The sequence below is a fragment of the Microbacterium salsuginis genome, from assembly GCF_012524205.1.
Classification (GTDB): domain Bacteria; phylum Actinomycetota; class Actinomycetes; order Actinomycetales; family Microbacteriaceae; genus Microbacterium; species Microbacterium salsuginis.
Window position 1 is genome coordinate 639459 of the sequence record NZ_JABACI010000004.1, and the last position, 20637, is coordinate 660095.

The following is a 20637-nucleotide window of genomic DNA, read 5'->3' on the forward strand; positions in this document are numbered from 1 at the left end:
TCACGGTCGTTCCAAGAGTCTGCAGGTGTAGACATGCAAGCCAGGAAGGACGAGCGTGAACGCACACCCCGCGGAAGAATCACCCGAAGACCTGCTCGACGCCGAGTTCCACCGCCTTCGGCCAGCCCTCCTACGTCACTGTTATCAGATGACCGGCTCCTACCACGACGCGGAGGATGTGGTCCAAGAAACATACCTTCGGGCTCGTCGTGGGATCATCCGGTTCGAGCAGCGCTCTTCGCTGAGCACGTGGCTCTACCGCATCGCAACCAACACGTGCCTCACCGCCCTTCGCGGGAAGCACCGACGCGTGTTGCCTTCGGGACTCGGTGCGCGGACGGACGACCCCGACTCGGCCTCCCTCCTGGATATCAGCACAAGCTGGGTGCAACCGCTCCCCGACGACCTCACACGGGGTTCAGAGAGCACCGACCCTGCCGATCTGGTAATCCACCGCGAGTCTGTCCACCTCGCCGTCATCGCGATGCTCCAGCACCTGCCGCCGCGACAGCGGGCAGTGTTCCTCCTGCGACAGGTCCTCGGCTTTCCCGCTGAGGAGGTCGCGCGGTCCCTGCGGATCACAGTGCCGGCTGTCAAGAGTCTCCTGCAGCGTGCCCGACGCAGGATCGACGTCGCTGCACCTCACCGAGGGGCGACTGACTCGATGTCCGTCGAGACCCAGCTGCTCGACCGGTACATCGAGGCCTTTGAGGCCTCTGACGTCGACGGGATCCGGCAACTGGCGGACGCTGACTTCAGTATTGAGGCACCGCCTTCGCGGACCTGGTTCCAAGGCATCGCCACGTGTCTCCCCTATCTGGAGCGACACGTCCTCGGCGCGCCCGGTGATTGGCGCATGTTCCCCATCCGGGTGAATGGACAGCCCGCCGCCGTCTCCTATTTGCGAGACGAGAGCCGTCAATACCGCGCGTCCGGTCTGTGCGTGCTCACCGTCTCCGACCAGAAGATTCAGAAGGCGACAGTGTTCAAGGATCCATGGTTGATCGCCGCGATCGGATACCCGCCGACTCTGGACGGTTAGCCGTGCCTACAGGAAGCCATAGGATGCCCGGACTATCTGACCCGGGCCCACGTCATGACCCAATTCGTTTCCCAGGTCAGGCCGCCGTCGACGGAGAAGGCCTGCTCCCAGGTCGCGGCCTGAGCAGAGATCGAGTGCCACCGGTATCTGGCGACGATTCTTGTGCCCTCGAAGATGTCCGGGCCGGTTGCGGTGAATACGTTGCCCGGCCCCCAGACCCCTCGCACCGGCGGTTGAAGATGACCGGTTCGGCTTTTTACCCAATAGATCGTCCAGTCGTCGGCGGCCGGGTCGTGGACGCGAATCGATGCGCCAGCGAAGCCGAGGTCTGGATACCACATTTCATCAATGCTGATTGCGCCGTTGTGCAACGTGGAAGAGCGGGCCGTGGCGGGGGTTTCATACCAGTCGCTGGTACCCGAGAGCGGCCGTCGAAGACGCCGGTTGGCGACGGACCATTCCCCGATCAGGAAGTCGAACCCAGATGTGCGCTTCTCAAGAGCTTCGATACGGTGAGGGGAAAGCATGCTGCTCCATTACTTGGCTGGTAGAACACGGGACAGGAATTTGGTAAGCCGAAAGTTCGATGCCGCGATCGGCGCCGTACCGGTGCTCCTCTGACGGAATCTTCACTTTCGAGTCGCTAGTCCGGTCGCGGCGCGTGGGGGCGTTGACGGAGTGTCGTTGACGCGGGCCGGTGACGCTCGCCACGCGACGACGACGAGGGTGACGAGCGCGAACCCCGCTAGCCCGGCGATGACCCACCACCCCGCTCGGAATGCCGCAGTGCCGAGGGAGACGGTTCCGATCGCGGCGACCCACATCGCGATGCCGACCGCGGAGCCGACCTGCCGGAACACCGTGTAGACGGCCACGCCGGTTGAGAGTCGGGTCGGAGGAACGCCGACCAGTGTGAGCGCCAGCAGATTGGGGATGGCAGTGCCGGCGCCGATGCCCGCGAGCAAGGACCCGGGCAGGAAGGTGGCGGCATATCCCGACGCCTCACCGAGTGACAGCGCGAGAAGTGCGGTGCCCAACACCAGCCCGACGGTACCGGCGAGGGCGAGAGTGAGGGGCGGGATCCTTCCAGCCATTCGACCGGCGACGGCGGCGGCGACGGCCGAGACCGCGGGTCCTGGCGCCATCAACAGACCGGCCTCCAAGACTCCAAAGCCTCGTACCGCGGTGAAGTAGAGACTGCTCGCCAGAAGCAGCGCCGCGAACGCACCCCAGAATGCGGCCATCGCCAGCATCGCGGCGCCGAAGCCGCGCCGACGGAAGAGATCAGGCTCGATTACTGGATTCGGGTGTGAGCGTGAACGAATGGCAACCCCGATTCCCAGAGCAAGCGCCACCACTACGGCGCTCCATACCCGCACGTCCCAACCCCACGTTTCGCTCTGGGCCAGCCCGTAGGTGAGAGCCGCGATCGCTGTTCCGAGCATGATGGCACCGAACCAGTCGGCTGCGGTCTTCCGCTCGGTCGGCGTCTCGGGGATCAATCGTGGAATAGCCATCAACGCCACCACGCCCACGGGGATGTTGATGAGGAAGATGAAGCGCCAGTCGGCCTGAGCGAGGATCGCGCCAAGCGGCGGTCCTGACGCGGCTCCGGACGCGGCGATCATGCCCCATACGCCGAGGACGGTCGCGCGTTGCTGCGGGGTGAACATCGGAAGGACTGCCCCCAACGAGTTCGGGGTAGCTAGTGCCGCTCCGATGGCCTGAATCGCTCGACCCGTAAGCACCCAGGTGTACGTCGGCGCGATGCCCGCGACAAGCGAGCCGATAACGAATACGGCGAGTCCTATCGAGAACATGCGTCGACGGCCAAGACGATCGCCCAGCCGGCCCGCTGGGATGAGGACCGCTGCGAACAAGATCGCGTAAACGGTCAACACCCACGACAAGTCCGGGACGCTGTCGACGCCGAACTCTGACCCGATAGATCCGACGGCCACATTGACGATGAACAAATCGAGGATCGTAAGGTAAATGGCCGTGCCGGCTACGGAGAAGGCCAGCCAGGGCCGGCCTACGCCAGAAGTGCGTGTCATGGCGAAGAGGGTATGCGAGTTCCTTCGAAATCAACAGCAAAAGATTTGAATCTGACACTGCCTGCTTGCGTAGGCGGTGTAGAATCCTTGCATGAGTGACCGTTCGTACGGAGAGTGTTGCGCGCTCGCGCACGGACTTGACCTCGTTGGCGACAGGTGGACCCTTCTTGTCGTGCGAGAGCTCATGTTCGGACCTCGTCGCTTCACCGATATTCAGCACCGGCTCGAAGGCGCGAGCAGCAGTGTGCTGACAGATCGACTGCAGCACCTCGTCGAGGCAGGCATCGCCCGACGCAAGCGCCTTCCTGCGCCGGCCGCGTCCTGGGTCTACGAACTGACCGAGCGAGGAGACGAACTCCGGCCGGTGCTGCACGAGCTCGCCCGCTGGGGACTTCGATCGCCTTCACGACGAACTGACCTGACCACAACGCCTGCTGGCATCGCCCTGGCTATGGAACTCCTGTTCGACCCCGACCGAGCGCCTGGCCTCGACGCCGAACTCGACCTTGAAGTGGGCGAAGAACGATTCCGCATCCTGGTGCGCGACGATGTCATGGAGATCAAGCCTCCGCGCGAAGCGCCCGCCGAAGCCGTCATCCTGGTCGGTCCCGATAGCATCAGGGCTCTCGTGTCGCCGGATCGACCGCACGACGTGGACGGCTGGGCCGAAACGGGCGTCGCGATCAAAGGTGATCAGGCGACGGCGATACAGCTACTCAGCGCCATCGGGTAACCGACCTCGTTCCCGAAGATCCGGCATTCGTTTCGATCGCACTCGATCGCGCTGCCGCGGATCACTCGTGGGCAATCCGTGGGCAGAACGGGCGGCGAGGGCTCCACGTCGCGGTGTGATCAGGAAGGACGGCCAGCCAAGCTGGGCACGTTCCGGCAAAAGATGTCTCGCGATCCCAGTGATTCCGCGAAAATTGAAGAAACCCCCGTGCGTAGAAGCCGCACGAGGGTCCCAGTGGCTCCGACCGGCATCGATCCGGTGACCTTTCGATTTTCAGTCGAACGCTCTACCAACTGAGCTACAGAGCCTCACGGCATCCGTTCCCGACGAATCGGGCGTGCTTGCCGCGTCCTAAACGAAAGGCCCTCTCGAAAAAGGGCCCGTCGCTGTGGAGCGACCCTGACGGGACTTGAACCCGCGACCTCCGCCGTGACAGGGCGGCACGCTAACCAACTGCGCTACAGGGCCATGATTATTGAATTGTGGGCGTGACCCCAACGGGATTCGAACCCGTGCTACCGCCGTGAAAGGGCGGCGTCCTAGGCCGCTAAACGATGGGGCCGGGATGAACCGCAGGGGCTCACTCACCGAGGGTCAAGCATACGCAATCCTCCACGATTACGCCAATCGAGGGCGTGGCATGCTTGTGCCTCGCGCGGCTCAGGTCCACACTGACAGGGTGACGCCGTCCCGAAGCGGCGGTCGTGCGCGTCGACGTAACGGTTGCGAATGTGACTGATGTTGCTAGTGTGAAACGAGTCGACGTGCGAGGGGAGGACCGAGTGGACGCCGATCAGGCTGCCGTGGAGACCGCTCTGGAGACCCCTGACGAGTGCGGCTGCGCACCGTCCCCGCGCGAGCGACGGCTGTTGTGGCCCTCGATGACACGGCGCAGTGCGCTCGGACTCGGAGTCATCGGACTCGCCGCGGTCAGCGCTTTCGGTGGCCCCCTCGTAGCCCCCGCGTTCGCCGCCGACTACCCCTCGTGGCCCGAAGTCGAGGCCGCCAAGGCGAACGAAGCGGCCAAGGCGGCAGAGGTCGCGAAGATCAAGGGCATCATCGCCGCGATGGAAGCCGACCTCGCTGCCAAGCAGCAGGCGGCACAGGTCGCCGCCGACGAGTTCTACGTCGCGCAGCAGCAGTACTTCGACGCGGCGCTGCGGGCAGAGCAGCTGCAGGAGCAGGCCGACGGTCAGGCCGCAGCAGCGGTGGATGCCGCCAACAAGGCCGGCCGCGTCGCCGCACAGCTGTACCGCAACGGCGGCGACGACACCTCGCTCGAGCTCTTCTTCGCCGGCTCCGCCGCCTCGGCCGACGACCTGCTCGCGCGTCTCGGAACGATGGACAAGCTCGTCCAGCGCAACCAGGACGTCTACGCGCAGGCCGTGACCGCCCGCAACTCGGCGCAGAGCCTCAGCGCCCTCGCCGAGGAACAGCGCGCCGAGCGGGACCGGCTGCAGAAGATCGCCGAAGAGAAGATGGTCGCCGCGCAGGACGCGGCCCTCAAGGCACAGCAGGCGCTTGACGAGCAGAACGCGTTCCGTGGGCAGCTCGAAGCGCAGCTCGCCGCGCTCCAGGACACCACGGCCAAGACTGTCGCCGCCTACGAAGAGGGCGAGCGCATCCGCAAGGAGCAGGAACGCATCGCCCGCGAAGCCGCAGCTGCGGCCGCCAAGGCCGAGGCCGACCGGATCGCCCGCGAGCAGGCGGCCAACGCCGGAGGCGGCGGCGGCGGCGGTGGCGGTGGCGGAGGCGGGAACGGCGGCGGCGTCGTCGGTTCCGGCTGGGCCCGCCCATCCTCTGGCTGGCACAGCTCGGGTTACGGGCCCCGATCACAGACGTGTGGACAGAACGGCTGCTCGAGCAAGTGGCACTACGGCGTCGATCTCGCCGCTGGCTGCGGCGCGGGCATCTACGCCGCTGCCGGAGGCCGCGTCGTATACGCCGGCTACAACGGCGGCTACGGCAACTACATCAAGATCGACCACGGCGGCGGTGTCGGCACCGGTTACGCGCACATCCGCCCGGGCGGCATCTTCGTCGGCTACGGTCAGTGGGTCAGCGCGGGGCAGCTCATCGCCAGCGAGGGCAACACGGGAAACTCGTTCGGCTGCCACCTGCACTTCGAGGTCTACGTCAACGGTGGCACGGTCAACCCCGTCGATTTCATGGGCGCTCGCGGCATCAGCGTCTGACCGCCACACAACGCAAAAGGCGGATGCCGTGAGCCACGGCGAGGCCCCCGCACCCAGAGCCTCCGATCGGCGCGCCAGCGGCGCTCGGAGGGGGAGCGGGGGTCGCTTCTGTTATTGATCCGGCGTCAGATCGTGCTGGGTGCGACGCCCTCACCCTGAGTCTTGGTCTGACCCTCGTGCTCGGCGAAGCGGTCGAACGCCTCCGAGACCAGGCGCTCTGCCTCTTCGGCTCCGGCCCACTCGTCGACCTTGACCCACTTGTTGGGCTCGAGGTCCTTGTAGTGCTCGAAGAAGTGCTCGATCTCCTTGCGGGTGTACTCCGGGATGTCGGCGAAGTCCTGGATGTGCGCCCAGCGCGGGTCCTTGGCGATCACGGCGACCACCTTGTCGTCGCCGCCGGCCTCGTCGCTCATCTTCAGCACGCCCACGGGGCGCACCTTGGCGAGGATTCCGGGGGCCAGGTCGTGGTCGAGCAGCACGAGCACGTCGAGCGGGTCGCCGTCCTCACCGAGGGTGTTCTCGAAGAAGCCGTAGTTGGTGGGGTACCCCATCGGCGTGAAGAGGATCCGGTCGAGGAAGACGCGGCCGGTGCCGTGGTCGACCTCGTACTTGATCTTGCTGTTGCGCGGGATCTCGATGACGGCGTCGTACGCGCCCATAGTGGTGCTCCTTCGGAAGACTGCGGATGCCGCGACAAGCCTAGTCATCGAGGCGGGTGGCTCGAAGTCGGCCGCCGCGGTTCGCAATTCAGTCTGCGCCGTCGTGTTTCGGCATCGACGCCGCCGAAACACGTGGGTCTCGGTCCGCGCCTTGGACGTCGAGACTGAATTGCGAACCGGCGCGGCCGCTACCGTGGGTGGGTGGACGAGCGCCGACCCGGACTGGACCCCGCCGTCGCCGAGGTGCGGCGCGCGGTGCGGGGCGTGCTGCGCGGCATTCCGGCCGGCTCGACGGTGATCGTGGCGCTCTCGGGCGGCGCCGACTCGCTCGCCCTCGCCGCGGCGGCGGCCTTCGAGGCGCCGAAGCTCGACCTGCGAGCCGCGTCGGTGACCGTCGACCACGACCTTCAAGAAGGGTCCGCGGATGCCGCGGCCGCCGCCGCGCGCAGCGCGGGCGCCCTCGGGCTCGATGCGCGCGTCGTCCGCGTCGACGTGGGCGACGCCGGTGGTCCCGAGGCGGCCGCGCGCGATGCCCGGTACCGCGCGCTGCACGATGCCGCCCGCGGTGCCGGCGCGGCCGCGCTGCTCCTCGGCCACACGCTGGACGACCAGGCGGAGACTGTGCTGCTGGGCCTCGCCCGGGGTGCCGGCGCCGCGAGTCTGCAGGGCATGGCGGAGGTGGCCGAGCTCGATGGGATCCCGCTGTTGCGCCCGCTGCTCGCAGTGCGTCGCGCGACGACCCGTGCCGCCTGCGCGGCCGCGGGACTGGTGCCGTGGAACGACCCGCACAACGCCGACCCCCGTTTCGCGCGCGTGCGCGTGCGCGAAAGAGTGCTGCCGGTGCTCGAGGCCGAGCTCGGTCCCGGCATCGCCGAGGCGTTGGCCCGTACCGCCGCGCAGCTGCGTGAAGACGCGGAGGCGTTCGACGAGATGATCGACGAGACGATCGAAGACATCGTCGAGCATGCTGAGGCCGGGATCTCGGTGTCGGTCGCCGCGCTCGCCGCGAACCCGGCGGCGCTGCGGCATCGCATCATCCGCCACGTCGTGGCCAGCGAGTTCCACGAGAGCCTCACGAGGTCGCAGACGCTCGAGGTCGCGAGGCTCGTCACGGACTGGTCGGGCCAGGGCCCGATCGACCTGCCCGGATGCCGTGCCCGCCGGTCGGGCGGGCGCCTCGAGTTCGTCGCCCGCTGACCGCCCTCTCGCTCACGGCGTCGAGCTGTCGCAGACGGCCGCGTGCCGGCTGCCCGAGCGACCGATCGCGACGGCTCGGCGGCGCGCCGCATCCGCCTAGACTCGATCCATGCGCGCGGCCGACGTCTCCACCGACCTCACCGAAGTCCTCGTCACCGAGGAGCAGATCCAGGCCAAGCTCGGGGAGATCGCCGCGAGGGTGGATGCCGACTATGCCGGCAAGGACCTCCTGCTCGTAGGGGTCCTCAAGGGTGCCGTCATGGTGATGGCCGATTTCTCGCGGGCGCTGCAGGTGACCGCGCCGATGGACTGGATGGCGGTCTCGTCGTACGGCGCCGGCACCAAATCGAGCGGTGTGGTGCAGATCCGCAAGGACCTCGACACCGACATCATGGGCAAGCACGTCCTGATCGTCGAGGACATCATCGACTCGGGCCTGACCCTGAGCTGGCTGGTGGAGAACTTCACGGCGCGGGGCGCGGCATCCGTCGAGGTCTTCGCCCTGCTGCGCAAGCCCGAGGCGGCGAAGGTCGAGGTGCACTGCAAGTACGTGGGCTTCGACATCCCGACCGAGTTCGTCGTCGGCTACGGCCTCGACTACGCCGAGCGCTACCGCAATCTGCGCGACGTCGCCGTCCTCGCGCCCCACGTCTACTCGTAGGTCCGGGACGTTTCGTCTCGGTCGCTTCGCTCCCTCGCTCAACGACCGCCGCAGCCCTCGCCCACGATTACGCCCGGGGCGAATGCACAGACAGCCCCTAGGAACGCCGCGATACCCTGATTCCACCCGTCGGCGGCCGAGAACCGGCTGGCGCGACGGTTCGTCGACGAAAGGGACCGGGCTCGCGCCCGCACCATGGACTTCAAGAAGATCACCCGCAACCCGCTCTTCTACGTCCTGCTGATCGGGGTCTTCCTCATCGTGGGGTTCTCGCTCATCTCGAGCCTGAACGGCGCGAAGCAGATCTCGACGCAGGAAGGCCTGGAGCTCCTCGACGGCGACACCGTCACCGAAGTCGTCACCACCGACGGTGACCAGCGCGTCGACATGAAGCTGTCGGAGGCCTACGAGGGCGCGACCGACGTGCAGTTCTATTACGTCACCGCACGCGCCGAAGAGGTCGTCGACGCGATCAACGCCGCCGATCCCTCGGACGGCTTCAACGACGCCGTGCCGCGTGCCACGTGGTTCGACGGGTTCATCTCGCTGCTGCTGCCGATCCTGCTCCTGGGTCTGCTGTTCTGGTTCCTGCTCTCGAGTGCCCAGGGCGGCGGAAGCAAGGTCATGCAGTTCGGCAAGTCCCGCGCGAAGCTCGTGACCAAGGAGATGCCGCAGGTCACCTTCGCCGATGTCGCCGGGTCGGACGAGGCCATCGAGGAGATGCAGGAGATCAAGGACTTCCTGAAGGATCCCTCGAAGTTCCAGGCCGTCGGTGCCCGCATCCCGAAGGGCGTGCTGCTGTACGGTCCTCCCGGCACCGGAAAGACGCTGCTGGCCCGCGCCGTCGCGGGTGAGGCGGGCGTCCCCTTCTACTCCATCTCGGGTTCCGACTTCGTCGAGATGTTCGTCGGTGTCGGCGCGAGCCGCGTGCGCGACCTGTTCAATCAGGCGAAGGAGAACTCGCCCGCGATCATCTTCATCGACGAGATCGACGCCGTCGGCCGCCACCGCGGTGCCGGCATGGGCGGCGGTCACGACGAGCGCGAGCAGACCCTGAACCAGATGCTCGTCGAGATGGACGGCTTCGACCCCAAGGTCAACGTCATCGTCATCGCGGCGACGAACCGTCCCGACATCCTCGACCCGGCGCTGCTTCGTCCGGGCCGCTTCGACCGTCAGATCGGCGTGGACGCGCCCGACCTGAAGGGCCGCACCAAGATCCTCGAGGTCCACGGCCGCGGCAAGCCGCTCGCCGACGGTGTCGACCTGGAGGTCGTCGCCCGCAAGACCCCCGGTTTCACCGGTGCCGATCTCGCGAACGTCCTGAACGAAGCCGCGCTGCTCACGGCCCGCTCGAACGCGCAGCTGATCGACAATCGCGCGCTGGACGAGGCGATCGACCGCGTCATCGCCGGTCCGCAGCGCCGCACCCGCGTGATGAAGGACAAGGAGAAGCTCATCACGGCGTACCACGAGGGCGGACACGCGCTCGCGGCGGCGGCGATGAACCACACCGACCCGGTCACCAAGATCACGATCCTGCCGCGCGGCAAGGCGCTGGGCTACACGATGGTGCTGCCCTTGGACGACAAGTACTCGATCACCCGCAACGAGCTGCAGGACCAGCTGACGTACGCGATGGGCGGTCGCGTCGCCGAAGAGATCGTGTTCCACGATCCGACGACCGGTGCCAGCAACGACATCGAGAAGGCGACGAACATCGCCCGCAAGATGGTCACCGAGTACGGAATGACCATGGACGTGGGGCCGGTCAAGCTCGGCTCGTCGTCGGGCGAGGTGTTCATGGGCCGCGACATGGGTCACGGCCGCGACTTCTCCGAACGCGTCGCCGAGCGGGTCGACTCGCAGGTGCGCGACCTGATCGAGCAGGCCCACAACGAGGCGTACGAGGTGATCAACGCGAACCGCGACATCCTCGACAAGCTCGCGCTCGAGCTGCTCGAGAAGGAGACGCTCGACCACCTCGAGCTCGCCGAGATCTTCAAGGACGTCAAGCGCCTGCCGCCGCGTCCGCAGTGGCTCTCGAGCGAGCAGCGTCCGCCGTCGGCTCTGCCGCCGGTCGACGTGCCCGCGCGTCGCGAAGAGGCGGGGCTGGCCGCGAGCGTCGAGGCCGAGCAGCCGGTCGCCGAGAAGGCGCCCAAGCGTCGCCCGACCGGGCAGGCGCGGCCCGCGACCGCGTAGGCTCGGCCCGTGGCCGTCGACCGTGAGCGCATCGCCGCGCTCGTGCGCGAACTGCTCGGTGCGATCGGGGAGGATCCCGAACGCCCCGGGCTGAAGCAGACCCCTGACCGCGTCGCCGATGCCTACGCCGAGTTCTTCTCGGGAGTGGGGGAGGATGCCGCGGCTCCGCTGGCCCGTACCATCTCGGTGTCGCGGGGCCCGGCCCCCGACACGCTGCCGTCGGGCGCGGTCATGCTGCGCGGCATCCGGTTCCGGTCGGTCTGTGAGCATCACCTGCTGCCCTTCCGTGGACATGCGCACATCGCGTACCTTCCGGGCGAGCAGGTCGTCGGACTCGGGGCGCTGCCGAAGGTCGTCGAGATCCTCGCGTCGCGCCCGCAGGTGCAGGAGCGGCTGGGCGAGCAGATCGCCGACACGATCGCGGCGTCGCTCGACGCCCGCGGTGTGCTGGTGGTGCTCGACGCATCGCACGAGTGCGTCACCATGCGTGGCGGACAGCAGGCGGATGCCTCGACCGTGACGATCGCAGCCCGCGGGGAGTTCATCGACCCGGTGGCGCGCGCCGAGCTCATCGCGCTGATGTCGGCGCATCCGGGGGCGCGCGAATGACGCTCATCATGGGCGTCGTGAACGTCACCCCCGACTCGTTCAGCGATGGCGGACGGTATGCGGATGCCGACACCGCGGTCGCACACGGCCTCCGGCTGCGCGAGCAGGGCGCCCACATCCTCGACATCGGCGGCGAATCGACCCGGCCCGGTGCGGAGCGGGTCGGCCCTGCGCTCGAGCAGGAGCGGGTGCTGCCGGTGGTCTCGGCTCTCGCCGAGGCGGGGGCGCTCGTGAGCATCGACACGATGAATGCGGCGACGGCGGTCGCCGCCGTCGCAGCCGGCGCCCGGATCGTGAACGACGTGTCGGGCGGCATGGCCGACCCCGACATGCTTCCCGCTGTCGCGGAGACCGAAGGCGATGTCGTACTCCAGCATTGGCGCGGCCACTCGGCCGACATGTACGCGCGAGCCGCCTACGACGACGTCGTGACCGAGGTGGTGGCCGAGCTTCGCGCGCGGATCGCCGCGGCCGCGGCCGCCGGCATCCCGCCCTCCCGTGTCGTCGTCGACCCGGGCATCGGGTTCGGCAAGCAGGGCGACCAGAACTGGGAGACGCTGCGGGGTCTGGAGCGGTTCGTCGCGCTGGGCCCGCGGGTGCTGCTGGGCACGAGCCGCAAGCGGTTCCTCGCCGACCTGCTCGCCGACGATCCGGCGGCGGCCACCGAGGACCGCCGTGATCTGGCGACCGCGGTGACGAGCGTGCTGGCCGCCCAGGCCGGGGTGTGGGCGGTGCGCGTCCACAATGTCGCAGCCACGCGCGATGCTCTTGCCGTGGCCGAACGCTGGTCGGGCGCGCGCCGCGTCGACTCCGAGGGCCGGGAGGGCTGATGGACGCTGGGCTGACGGACGCTGGGCTGACGGACGCGGGGCTGACGGACGCCGGGCTGTCGGGTGGCGCGCTGGTGCAAGGCGCAGACGAGATCGTGCTCACCGGGGTGCGCGCGTTCGGCTACCACGGGGTCTTCGAGACGGAGCGTCGCGAGGGCCAGGACTTCGTCGTCGACACGACGCTGTCGGTCGACATGAGCCGGGCCGCTGCGACCGATGACGTCGCCGACACCGTGCACTACGGCGAGGTCGCCGAGCGCATCGTCGAGATCGTGACGGGCGAGCCGCTGAACCTCATCGAGACGCTCGCCTCCCGTATCGCCGACGACCTGCTCACGCGGCCGCACGTGCAGGCGGTGGCCGTGACGGTGCACAAGCCGTCCGCGCCGATCACAGTGCCGTTCGCGGACGTGGCCGTGACTGTTCGCCGCGTGCGGCGAACAGACGCCGCACGAGAGGATCGCCCGTGAACCGCCGTCTCGCGCAGGGTTTCGACGGCGACCTCGAGCGACAGGTGCATCCGGCCGTCGAGGCGGTCGTGGCGCTCGGCGCGAATCTGGGTGACCGGGCCGAGACGATGACGGCGGCCATCCGCGACCTCGCCCGCCTCCCGCTCGTCGACGAGGTGCGGGTGTCGGAGCCGATCGAGTCGGTGGCGCTCAAGCCGGAGGGTCCGGATGCCGCGGCGCCGGCATACCTCAACGCGGTCGCCATCGTGACCACCCGCCTGGCACCGTCGGTCCTGCTCGGTTACCTCCACGCCATCGAGCAGCGGCACGGCCGGGTGCGCAGCGAACGGCGGTCCGCGCGCGAGCCCGGCTGGGAGGATCGCACCCTCGACCTCGACCTCATCGCGTACGGCGATGTCGTCAGCGACGACCCCGCCCTGCTGCTCCCCCATCCACGGGCTGCCGAGCGTGATTTCGTGCTCGGGCCCTGGCTCGCGGTCGATCCGGACGCGGTGCTGCCGGGAGTCGGCCGTGTCGATGCCGCCCTGGCACGCCTCAGGGAGCCGGAGTGAAACGCACCGGCGCCGGGGTTCTGCTCGTCGCGGCGGCGCTCGGCGCCGCCGCCGGGTTCGCACTCGACCAGCTGCTCACCTCGATGGGGCGGCCGACGTTCACTCCGGCGGTGACGCTGCCCCTCCTGCTGCTGGTGCTCGGGCTGATCGTCGTCGCGCTGGCGATCCCGATCCGCCGCGCGACGCGGAGCGGCGCGAGCGGTGCGATCAACCCGTTCCGCGCCGTGCGGGTGGCGATGCTCGCGAAGGCCTCGACCATCGTGGGCGCGGCGATCGGCGGGCTCGGCGCGGGGCTGCTGATCTTCCTGGCCACTCGGCCAGTCCCGCCCTCGCTAGGCTCGTTGGGAACGGTCATCGCGACGGCCGTGTGCGGCGCGCTGCTCGTCGCCGCCGGACTCGTCGCGGAGCATCTGTGCACGATCCGGAAGGACCAGGATGACGAACAGCCCGGAGGCGACGCCTGACGCGGTTCCCCCCGCAGAAGCAGGCGCGCCGACGCACGCGGCTCCGCACGAGACTCTGCAGCAGACGCCGCTGCCGGTCGAGGGCGAGACCTTCACGCGCCTGGCCGAGCCGCGGTCCGAGAACCGCCTCGTGCTCGAGAGCGGTGTGTGGCACCAGATCTCGCCCAAGTACGTGCGGGTGCAGGTCATCGCCAACGGCTCGTTCCTGCTGCTGGTGGTGGCCGCGACTCTCGTGCTGACGCTGCTCATGCACCAGTGGTGGGCGTGGATCCCCGGTGGGCTGCTGACGGTGATCCTGGTGTGGACTCTTGCGATCCTGCCGCGCCAGGCGCGTTCGATCGGGTACCAGCTGCGTCAGGACGATCTCGTCTTCCGTCGTGGGATCCTCTGGCAGCGCTTCGTGGCGGTGCCGTACGGGCGCATGCAGCTCATCGACATCACGCACGGACCGCTGGACCGCGGGTTCGGCATCGCCCAGCTGAAGTTCGTCACCGCCGCTGCAGCGACCGGCGTCGTGATCCCGGGTCTCGAGCAGACCACGGCCGAGACGCTTCGCGACCACCTCGTGGGCGTCGCCGAGAGCCGGCGCACGGGCCTATGACCTCGATTCCTCCCCACGCGGTTCCGCCGCCACCCCCGGCGGAACTGGTGCGTTCCCCGCTGAGCGACGGCGAGTGGCATCGGCTGCATCCGCTGACGCCGCTGCTGCGCGGTGGGCTGTTCCTCATCGTGATCATCGGCATCGTCGTCGCCAACCTGCGCGACCGCCTGCTGATCGTGTTCCTGCCGTGGCTCGCTCCCGAGGTCAGCGACAAGGTCGTCGACTGGGAGGTGTCCGGCGGCGATCCGATCGACTTCATAATCGTCAACAACCTGTATGTCGTCGCGGCGCTCGCGGTCCTCGGCGTCCTCGTCGTGCTGGTCGCGGTGTTCTACCTGTCGTGGCGGTTCCACACGTTCCGCATCACGGGCGACGACGTCGAGGTGCGCAGCGGCATCCTGTTCCGCACGCAGCGCCGCGCACCACTGGATCGGGTGCAGGGAGTGAACCTCACGCGCCCGATGGTCGCGCGACTGCTCGGCATGGCCAAGCTCGAGGTGGTGGGCGCCGGCACGGACTCGAACGTCAAGCTCGAGTACCTGTCGACGACGAACGCGGAGGCGGTGCGCACCGACATCCTGCGTCTCGCGTCCGGTCGACGGCTCGCGGATGCTGCTGCCCCGGGCGCAGGGGCGGAGGGCGCCCGCCGGTCCGGGGGGCGCGTGGCCGCGCTGAGTCAGACGGTCGGCCGCGAGTTCACCGGCCTCATCGAGGGCTCGGAGGCCCCGGTCGCCGTGCCGGAGTCCGTCGTGAACATCCCTGTCGGCCGGCTCGTGGCATCCCACATCATCAGCATGTCGACGGTGTTCCTCGTGCTCGGAACCGTCGCTGTGATCATCGGCGCCATGCAGGGCGTGACGTGGCTGCTGTTCGCGTTCGTGCCCGGGATCATCGGCTTCGGGGCGTACTGGATCCGCTCGATCGTGCGCTCGCTGCGGTACTCGATCGCGCCGACGCCCGACGGCGTGCGGATCACGTTCGGCCTGCTTACCACCGTCACCGAGATCGTCCCGCCGGGGCGCGTGCACGCCGTCGAGGTGACGCAGCCGATCCTGTGGCGCCCGTTCGGGTGGTGGATGGTGCGCATCAACCGCCTGACGGGGCGCAGCGCGAGCGACACGACGACCGATCAGTTCACCACCGTGCTGCCGGTGGGCACGGCGGCCGACGTCGAGCGCATCCTGCGGCTGCTGCAGCCGTCGGTGCCCGACGACGAGTGGGCGCTCATCGCCCACGAGGGCATGTCGGGGCCGGGCGAGGACGACACCTTCACCAACTCCCCGTCACGGGCGTGGTGGATCCGGCCGTTCTCGTACCGACGGAACGGCTTCCGCCTGACCCGTGACCTGCTGCTGCTGCGCCGAGGAATGGTGTGGCGCAAGCTCGCGATCCTGCCGCTCGCCCGCCTGCAGAGCTTCGGCCTGTATCAGGGCCCGCTCGACCGTCTCACGCGCGTCTCGAATGCCCGTGCTCACGTGGTGACCGGGCCGGTGTACCCGTATCTGGCCGCGATCGACCGCGACACCGCGCTCACGCTCTTCGACGACGTGACGCGAGCCACGGTGCAGGCCGCGCTCGTGGATCGCACGCATCGCTGGGCCGAGGAATCGGATGCTCCCGCCGACGCAGCCTCGGAGGACCGGACGCCGGTGCACGAGACGCCGGTGCACGAGACGCCGGTGGACGAGGCGCCGGTGAACGCGGTTCCGGTGGACGACGTGCCGCAGCCCGAGCCGTCCGTGCCTGATCGGTCTGCGCCCGCCCCGCGGGTGCCCGCCGAGTCCGCGCCCGCCGAGCCGCCGGCTCCCGTCCAACGGCCCGTGGAGGGCTCGGCGTGAGACGCGAAGGACGACTCGGGATCGGCGTCATCGGGGCCGGCCGCGTCGGTCCCGTCCTCGCTGCCAAGCTGGCCGGCGCCGGCCACGCCCTGGTCGGTGTGACCGCCGGCTCCGACCCCGACCGCGTGGCGGCGATCCTTCCCGGAGTGCCGGTGCTGGACGCCACCGAGGTCGCCCGCCGCAGCGAGCTGGTCATCGTGGCGGTGCCGCACGACGAACTCGCCGGCCTCGTCTCGGGCCTCGCCGAGGTCGGCGCGTGGCAGCCGGGGCAGCTGGTGATGCACACGGATGCCGCCTACGGCACCGGCATCCTGAGTCCCGCTGTCTCGCGCGGCGCGATCCCGCTGGCGGTGCACCCCGCGATCGCCTTCACCGGCACGTCCATGGATCTGCGCGCGCTGACCAACGCGTACGCGGCGGTGACCGCCCCTGGCCCCGTGCTGCCCATCGCGCAGGCGCTGGCCGTCGAGCTCGGCTGCGAGCCCGTCGTGATCGCCGAGGACGCCCGTCCCGCCTACGCGGAAGGAATCGCGACCGCCCGGGACTTCTCGCTGTCCATCGTGAGGCAGGCCACACGGCTGCTGGCCGAGGCGGGGGTGCCGTACCCCGGCTCGTTCCTCACCGCGCTCGCGCACACGACGATCGATCACGCCCTCGCAGAGGCGGGCGAGGGGCCGGGCATCGATCCCACCGCGGGCATGCCCGGATGATCGACACCGTCGCAGGCCTCCGCTCCCGGCTCGCCGAGGTCAGATCAGCGGCACCGCAGGCCCGCATCGCGCTCATCTCGACGATCGGGGCGCTGCACGACGGCCGTATCGACCTGGTCCATCGCGCCCGCGAAGTCGCGGATGTCATCGTGGTGTCGATCTTCGTCAACCCGCTCCGGTTCGCCACGCCCGCGCAGTTCGCGGTCTACCCCCGCACACCCCGCGAGGATGCCGCGCTCCTCGAGTCGCTGGGCGTCGAAGTGATCTTCGCGCCCGACAAGTCGGAGCTGCTGCCCGACGGGTCCGCGACCACGCGGATCAGCGCCGGCGACCTCGGGCTGCGCTACGAGGGGCGCGCCAGGCCGTCCTACTTCGACGGTCTGCTCACGGTCGAGGCCAAGCTGTTCCACCTGGTGCAGCCCGACGTCGCGGTGTACGGCGAGCGTGATCGGCAGCGGATCTTCCTGGTGCGCCGCATGATCCGCGACCTGTACTTCGACCTCGAGGTCGTCACCGCCGACACGGTGCGCGGCGACGACGGCCTGCCGGTATCGACGCGGATCGGTCTGCTCGACGCCGGTGATCGGGCCGCCGCGGCGCTGCTGCCGGCCGCGCTGGACGCGGCCGCGGCGAACGCCGATCGCGGGGTCGACGCGTGCATCGCCGCGGCGCAGTCCACCCTCATGGGCGAGCCGCGCATCCGCCTGGAGTACCTCAGCGTCGTCGATCCGGCGACCTTCCTCCCCGTCGACGAGGGCCGCGCCGGGCACGCGCTCGCACTCATCGCCGCGAGCGTCGGCGGGCACCGCTTCATCGACAACGCCGAGATCTACGTCGGCTGACCGATCACTCCGGAAGGCGCCGCCGGGAGCGTCGATAGACTTGGGGGTCCGCGTTCCGAGGAGCCCACGCCATGACCGACACGACCGCGCCCCCCGAGGGACCTGCCGAGCCGACCGAAGAGGACGTCTTCGAGCAGAAGGCCGTGCGGCTGGCCAAGCGTGAGCGGCTCCTCGCGGAGCGGGCGGATGCTGCGGGCGGCGCCTACCCCGTCAGCCTGCCGATCACCGACACGATCCCGGCCCTGCGCGAGCGCTTCGGCGACCTCGAGGCGGGTGCCGAGACCGGCGTGACCGTCGCGGTCGCCGGCCGCGTCGTGTCGAGCCGCAACACCGGCAAGCTGTGCTTCGCCACGCTGCAGGCGGGGGATGGCAGCCGCATCCAGGCCATGGTGTCGCTCGCTTCGGTGGGTGACGAGTCGCTGCAGGCATGGAAGGAGCTCGTTGACCTCGGCGACCACGTCTTCGTGTCGGGCGAGGTCGTCTCCAGCCGCCGCGGCGAGCTGTCGATCATGGTCGCCGACTGGCGCATCGCGTCGAAGGCGATCCTGCCGCTGCCCAACTTGCACACCGAGCTGAGCGAAGAGAATCGCGTTCGCAGCCGCTTCCTCGACCTGATCGTGCGCGACCGTGCCCGCGAGACCGTGCTCGCGCGGGCCAAGGTCAACGCCAGCCTGCGCGAGACGTTCGCCGCTCACGACTTCGTCGAGGTCGAGACCCCGATGCTGCAGGTGCAGCACGGCGGGGCATCCGCTCGTCCCTTCATCACGAACTCCAACGCGTTCGACGCCGACCTCTACCTGCGCATCGCGCCGGAGCTGTTCCTCAAGCGTGCGGTGGTCGGCGGCATCGACCGCGTCTTCGAGATCAACCGCAACTTCCGCAACGAAGGGGCGGACTCCACGCACAGCCCCGAGTTCGCGATGCTCGAGGCCTACCAGGCATACAGCGACTACAACGGCATCGCCGACCTCACCCAGGAGCTGATCCAGAACGCCGCTGTCGCGGTGACCGGATCGACCACCGTCACGTGGGCCGACGGCACCGAGTACGACCTCGGCGGGCAATGGGACCGGCTCTCGATGTACGAGTCGCTGTCGGAGGCCGCGGGCCGGACCATCACGCCCGAGACGCCCCTCGACGAGCTCCGCGCGCTCGCAGCGTCCGCCGGCGTCGAGGAGCCGCCGCACGTGATCCACGGCAAGCTCGTCGAGGAGCTGTGGGAGCACTTCGTCAAGGCGGAGCTGACTCGCCCCACGTTCGTGATGGACTTCCCGCTTGACACCAGCCCGCTCGTGCGCGAGCACCGCAGCATCCCGGGCGTCGTGGAGAAGTGGGATCTGTACACCCGCGGCTTCGAGCTCGCGACCGGATACTCGGAGCTCGTCGATCCGGTGATCCAGCGCGAGCGCTTCGTGGAGCAGGCCAAGCTTGCCGCCCGAGGTGACCTCGAGGCGATGCGGATCGACGAGGAGTTCCTGCGGGCGCTCGAGCACGGCATGCCCCCGACGGGCGGCATGGGCATGGGCATCGACCGGCTGCTCATGGCGATCACGGGGCTCGGCATCCGCGAGACCATCCTGTTCCCGCTGGTGAAGTAGCCCCGGCGGCGAGCCGAGCGCCTCACGGACGCTCGGGCCGGCGGAAGGCCCAGTCCGGCAGGTGGCCGGCGTGCACGAACGACAGCACGATCTCGGACAGACCGTGCTCCGGCTCGATCTCGCAGGCCCATGTGGCATACGCCTCGGCGTGCGTCGACCGCCCCAGCGCCCACGACAGCCACGCGCACATCGCCAGGGGCCCGGAGCGCGACCCGCGGGGCGCGGCCGCGGCGATGCGACGGACGAGGTGCAGTGCCGCCTCCAGACGTCCGGGATCCGGCCGATCGCCCTCACCCCACATGCGCATCGCCAGGTGGGTCGGGTACTCCTCGCCGTTCTCCCATCGAAGCTGTGCGTCGAAGGCCTCGTCGCCGTGCGCCATGGTGCCGCTCCACTGCACGAGGGCGACGTCACGCAGCGACGGACGCGACAGGCACCACGCCAGCGCGGCGGCGCGGTACGGATCGACGGCGTCGAGGTCCCAGGCCAGCGCGTCCTCGAAGAGGTCCGGCAGGTCGTCGAGCAGGCACACGGCCTCCAGAGCCCGGGGATCGATGCGCGTGCCGTCGCCCGTCACGGCGGCCCCGGCTTCGGCAAGGCCCACGCCGCCGTCCGGATCCGTGTCGGCAGGATCCGTTTCGGCAGAATCCGTGTCGGTAGGGGAGAACGGGCTTCCGCGTCGGCCTGCGTCGGCGGCGTCGGGACCGCACAGCACCGCGACGGCGGCCTCCAGCGCGGTCAGCGCCCGGCCGACCCGCTCCCGTTCGGCGAGGTCGACGGCGGGAAGGTCGGCGCCCGATGCCTGGTCACCCACAGGCGGGGGCAGCTCCGCCAGCTCCGGCGCCACCGCCGCAAGGTCGGCGAGCGGGCGTCCCCCGTCGGGGCACGACGGGTCAAGGTACGAACCCCACGCATCGGCGGCGACGCACAGGGCATCGACCACACGCAGGCCGCACTCGTCGGCGCGGCCGGCAAGCGCTTCGGCGAGCTCGCGGTGCGGCATCCCGTCATGTTCCGCGAAACTCGCACCGGTGTACGCGACCGTCGCGAGCCCGTCGGCCTCGGGGAGGCGGCAGACCATGCCGATGACCGTCGAGGCGATCGCGTCGACGGCGGTGCTCGCCGAATCGGGCAGATCGATCCGCATCGCTCCGAGGGTGCGCGACCCGTGGAACGGGATCACCACGAGACTCCGCGTCGGGTGGTACCCCAGCATGCGAGGCACGAAGGACAGGAACTGCGCGGCGTCCGCCGCTTTCACGATGGTGGTCGTCATGTCGACCGACTCTCGGCCGCGGCGACCCACGGCGGAAGACCTGTGGATGGATGCCGCACCCCCGCCCGCTTCGCGGCCCCCTGTGGAGGAATCGCCCATGGG

20 protein-coding genes and 3 tRNA genes are annotated in these 20637 nt (G+C 69.3%); 16 read left to right on the plus strand and 7 right to left on the minus strand.

Annotated elements, in window-relative coordinates; all coding sequences use genetic code 11:
• The first annotated feature begins 55 nt into the window (after positions 1-55).
• Complete coding sequence (locus tag HF576_RS14710) at positions 56-1042, plus strand: RNA polymerase subunit sigma-70 (RefSeq protein ID WP_168913538.1); 987 nt, start codon at positions 56-58, stop codon at positions 1040-1042.
• A gap of 32 nt (positions 1043-1074) precedes the next feature.
• Here HF576_RS14710 and HF576_RS14715 read toward each other — a convergent pair whose 3' ends face one another.
• Positions 1075-1569, minus strand: a complete 495-nt coding sequence (locus HF576_RS14715) for a hypothetical protein (protein WP_168913539.1) — start codon at positions 1567-1569, stop codon at positions 1075-1077.
• A 102-nt stretch (positions 1570-1671) separates the two neighbouring features.
• Positions 1672-3099 (minus strand): MFS transporter, encoded by a 1428-nt coding sequence (locus tag HF576_RS14720; RefSeq protein ID WP_168913540.1) that lies wholly within the window; start codon positions 3097-3099, stop codon positions 1672-1674.
• A 91-nt stretch (positions 3100-3190) separates the two neighbouring features.
• Between HF576_RS14720 and HF576_RS14725 the strand changes: the two genes are divergently transcribed.
• On the plus strand, positions 3191-3832 hold the full coding sequence (locus HF576_RS14725; RefSeq protein ID WP_168913541.1) for a winged helix-turn-helix transcriptional regulator: 642 nt from the start codon (positions 3191-3193) through the stop codon (positions 3830-3832).
• 235 nt (positions 3833-4067) lie between these two features.
• Here HF576_RS14725 and HF576_RS14730 read toward each other — a convergent pair.
• The 3 genes from HF576_RS14730 to HF576_RS14740 all read right to left on the minus strand — a co-directional run bounded on the left by HF576_RS14730 (position 4068) and on the right by HF576_RS14740 (position 4394).
• Positions 4068-4140: transfer RNA gene (locus HF576_RS14730), tRNA-Phe, on the minus strand.
• Positions 4141-4226: 86 nt separating this feature from the next.
• Positions 4227-4300, minus strand: a tRNA-Asp gene (locus tag HF576_RS14735).
• A 21-nt stretch (positions 4301-4321) separates the two neighbouring features.
• Positions 4322-4394, minus strand: a tRNA-Glu gene (locus HF576_RS14740).
• Between the two features lie 220 nt (positions 4395-4614).
• Between HF576_RS14740 and HF576_RS14745 the strand changes: the two genes are divergently transcribed.
• Positions 4615-6027 carry a peptidoglycan DD-metalloendopeptidase family protein gene (locus HF576_RS14745; RefSeq protein WP_343234292.1) on the plus strand — a complete coding sequence of 471 codons (1413 nt, stop codon included), beginning with the start codon at positions 4615-4617 and terminating at the stop codon, positions 6025-6027.
• A gap of 125 nt (positions 6028-6152) precedes the next feature.
• Here the strand turns inward: HF576_RS14745 and ppa are convergent, their stop codons facing one another.
• The gene (gene ppa / locus HF576_RS14750; RefSeq protein WP_168913542.1) at positions 6153-6686 is read right to left on the minus strand and encodes an inorganic diphosphatase; all 534 of its coding nucleotides are present in this window, start codon (positions 6684-6686) and stop codon (positions 6153-6155) included.
• Between the two features lie 201 nt (positions 6687-6887).
• Between ppa and tilS the strand changes: the two genes are divergently transcribed.
• The 13 genes from tilS (at position 6888) to lysS (ending at position 19259) form a co-directional block, all read left to right on the plus strand.
• Positions 6888-7883, plus strand: coding sequence for a tRNA lysidine(34) synthetase TilS (tilS, locus tag HF576_RS14755; RefSeq protein ID WP_168913543.1), 996 nt, complete (start codon positions 6888-6890; stop codon positions 7881-7883).
• Positions 7884-7992: 109 nt separating this feature from the next.
• The gene (hpt, locus tag HF576_RS14760; RefSeq protein WP_168913544.1) at positions 7993-8544 is read left to right on the plus strand and encodes a hypoxanthine phosphoribosyltransferase; all 552 of its coding nucleotides are present in this window, start codon (positions 7993-7995) and stop codon (positions 8542-8544) included.
• Positions 8545-8739: 195 nt separating this feature from the next.
• On the plus strand, positions 8740-10746 hold the full coding sequence (ftsH, locus tag HF576_RS14765) for an ATP-dependent zinc metalloprotease FtsH (RefSeq protein WP_168913545.1): 2007 nt from the start codon (positions 8740-8742) through the stop codon (positions 10744-10746).
• 9 nt (positions 10747-10755) lie between these two features.
• Positions 10756-11355 carry a GTP cyclohydrolase I FolE gene (gene folE, locus HF576_RS14770; protein ID WP_168913546.1) on the plus strand — a complete coding sequence of 200 codons (600 nt, stop codon included), beginning with the start codon at positions 10756-10758 and terminating at the stop codon, positions 11353-11355.
• Positions 11352-12185 (plus strand): dihydropteroate synthase, encoded by an 834-nt coding sequence (folP, locus tag HF576_RS14775; RefSeq protein ID WP_168913547.1) that lies wholly within the window; start codon positions 11352-11354, stop codon positions 12183-12185. The genes folE and folP overlap by 4 nt, the downstream gene beginning before the upstream one ends.
• Positions 12185-12655, plus strand: coding sequence for a dihydroneopterin aldolase (gene folB / locus HF576_RS14780; RefSeq protein ID WP_168913548.1), 471 nt, complete (start codon positions 12185-12187; stop codon positions 12653-12655). Before folP ends, folB begins: the two co-directional genes overlap by 1 nt.
• Positions 12652-13206: a 2-amino-4-hydroxy-6-hydroxymethyldihydropteridine diphosphokinase gene (gene folK / locus HF576_RS14785; protein WP_343234293.1), complete on the plus strand. Its 555-nt coding sequence runs from the start codon at positions 12652-12654 to the stop codon at positions 13204-13206. The genes folB and folK overlap by 4 nt, the downstream gene beginning before the upstream one ends.
• Positions 13203-13670 carry a DUF3180 family protein gene (locus HF576_RS14790; RefSeq protein ID WP_168913549.1) on the plus strand — a complete coding sequence of 156 codons (468 nt, stop codon included), beginning with the start codon at positions 13203-13205 and terminating at the stop codon, positions 13668-13670. Before folK ends, HF576_RS14790 begins: the two co-directional genes overlap by 4 nt.
• On the plus strand, positions 13642-14271 hold the full coding sequence (locus tag HF576_RS14795) for a PH domain-containing protein (protein WP_168913550.1): 630 nt from the start codon (positions 13642-13644) through the stop codon (positions 14269-14271). The genes HF576_RS14790 and HF576_RS14795 overlap by 29 nt, the downstream gene beginning before the upstream one ends.
• Positions 14268-16109 (plus strand): PH domain-containing protein, encoded by a 1842-nt coding sequence (locus HF576_RS14800; protein ID WP_240948916.1) that lies wholly within the window; start codon positions 14268-14270, stop codon positions 16107-16109. Before HF576_RS14795 ends, HF576_RS14800 begins: the two co-directional genes overlap by 4 nt.
• On the plus strand, positions 16106-16819 hold the full coding sequence (locus tag HF576_RS14805; protein ID WP_168913551.1) for a DUF2520 domain-containing protein: 714 nt from the start codon (positions 16106-16108) through the stop codon (positions 16817-16819). Before HF576_RS14800 ends, HF576_RS14805 begins: the two co-directional genes overlap by 4 nt.
• The gene (gene panC, locus HF576_RS14810) at positions 16816-17661 is read left to right on the plus strand and encodes a pantoate--beta-alanine ligase (RefSeq protein ID WP_168913552.1); all 846 of its coding nucleotides are present in this window, start codon (positions 16816-16818) and stop codon (positions 17659-17661) included. The genes HF576_RS14805 and panC overlap by 4 nt, the downstream gene beginning before the upstream one ends.
• 71 nt (positions 17662-17732) lie before the next feature.
• A complete protein-coding gene (lysS, locus tag HF576_RS14815; RefSeq protein WP_168913553.1) occupies positions 17733-19259 on the plus strand; it encodes a lysine--tRNA ligase in 1527 nt (508 codons plus the stop codon).
• Between the two features lie 22 nt (positions 19260-19281).
• Here the strand turns inward: lysS and HF576_RS14820 are convergent, their stop codons facing one another.
• Entirely contained in the window at positions 19282-20535 is a 1254-nt protein-coding gene (locus HF576_RS14820; RefSeq protein ID WP_168913554.1) for a DUF4192 family protein, read from the minus strand.
• Positions 20536-20637 lie beyond the last annotated feature (102 nt).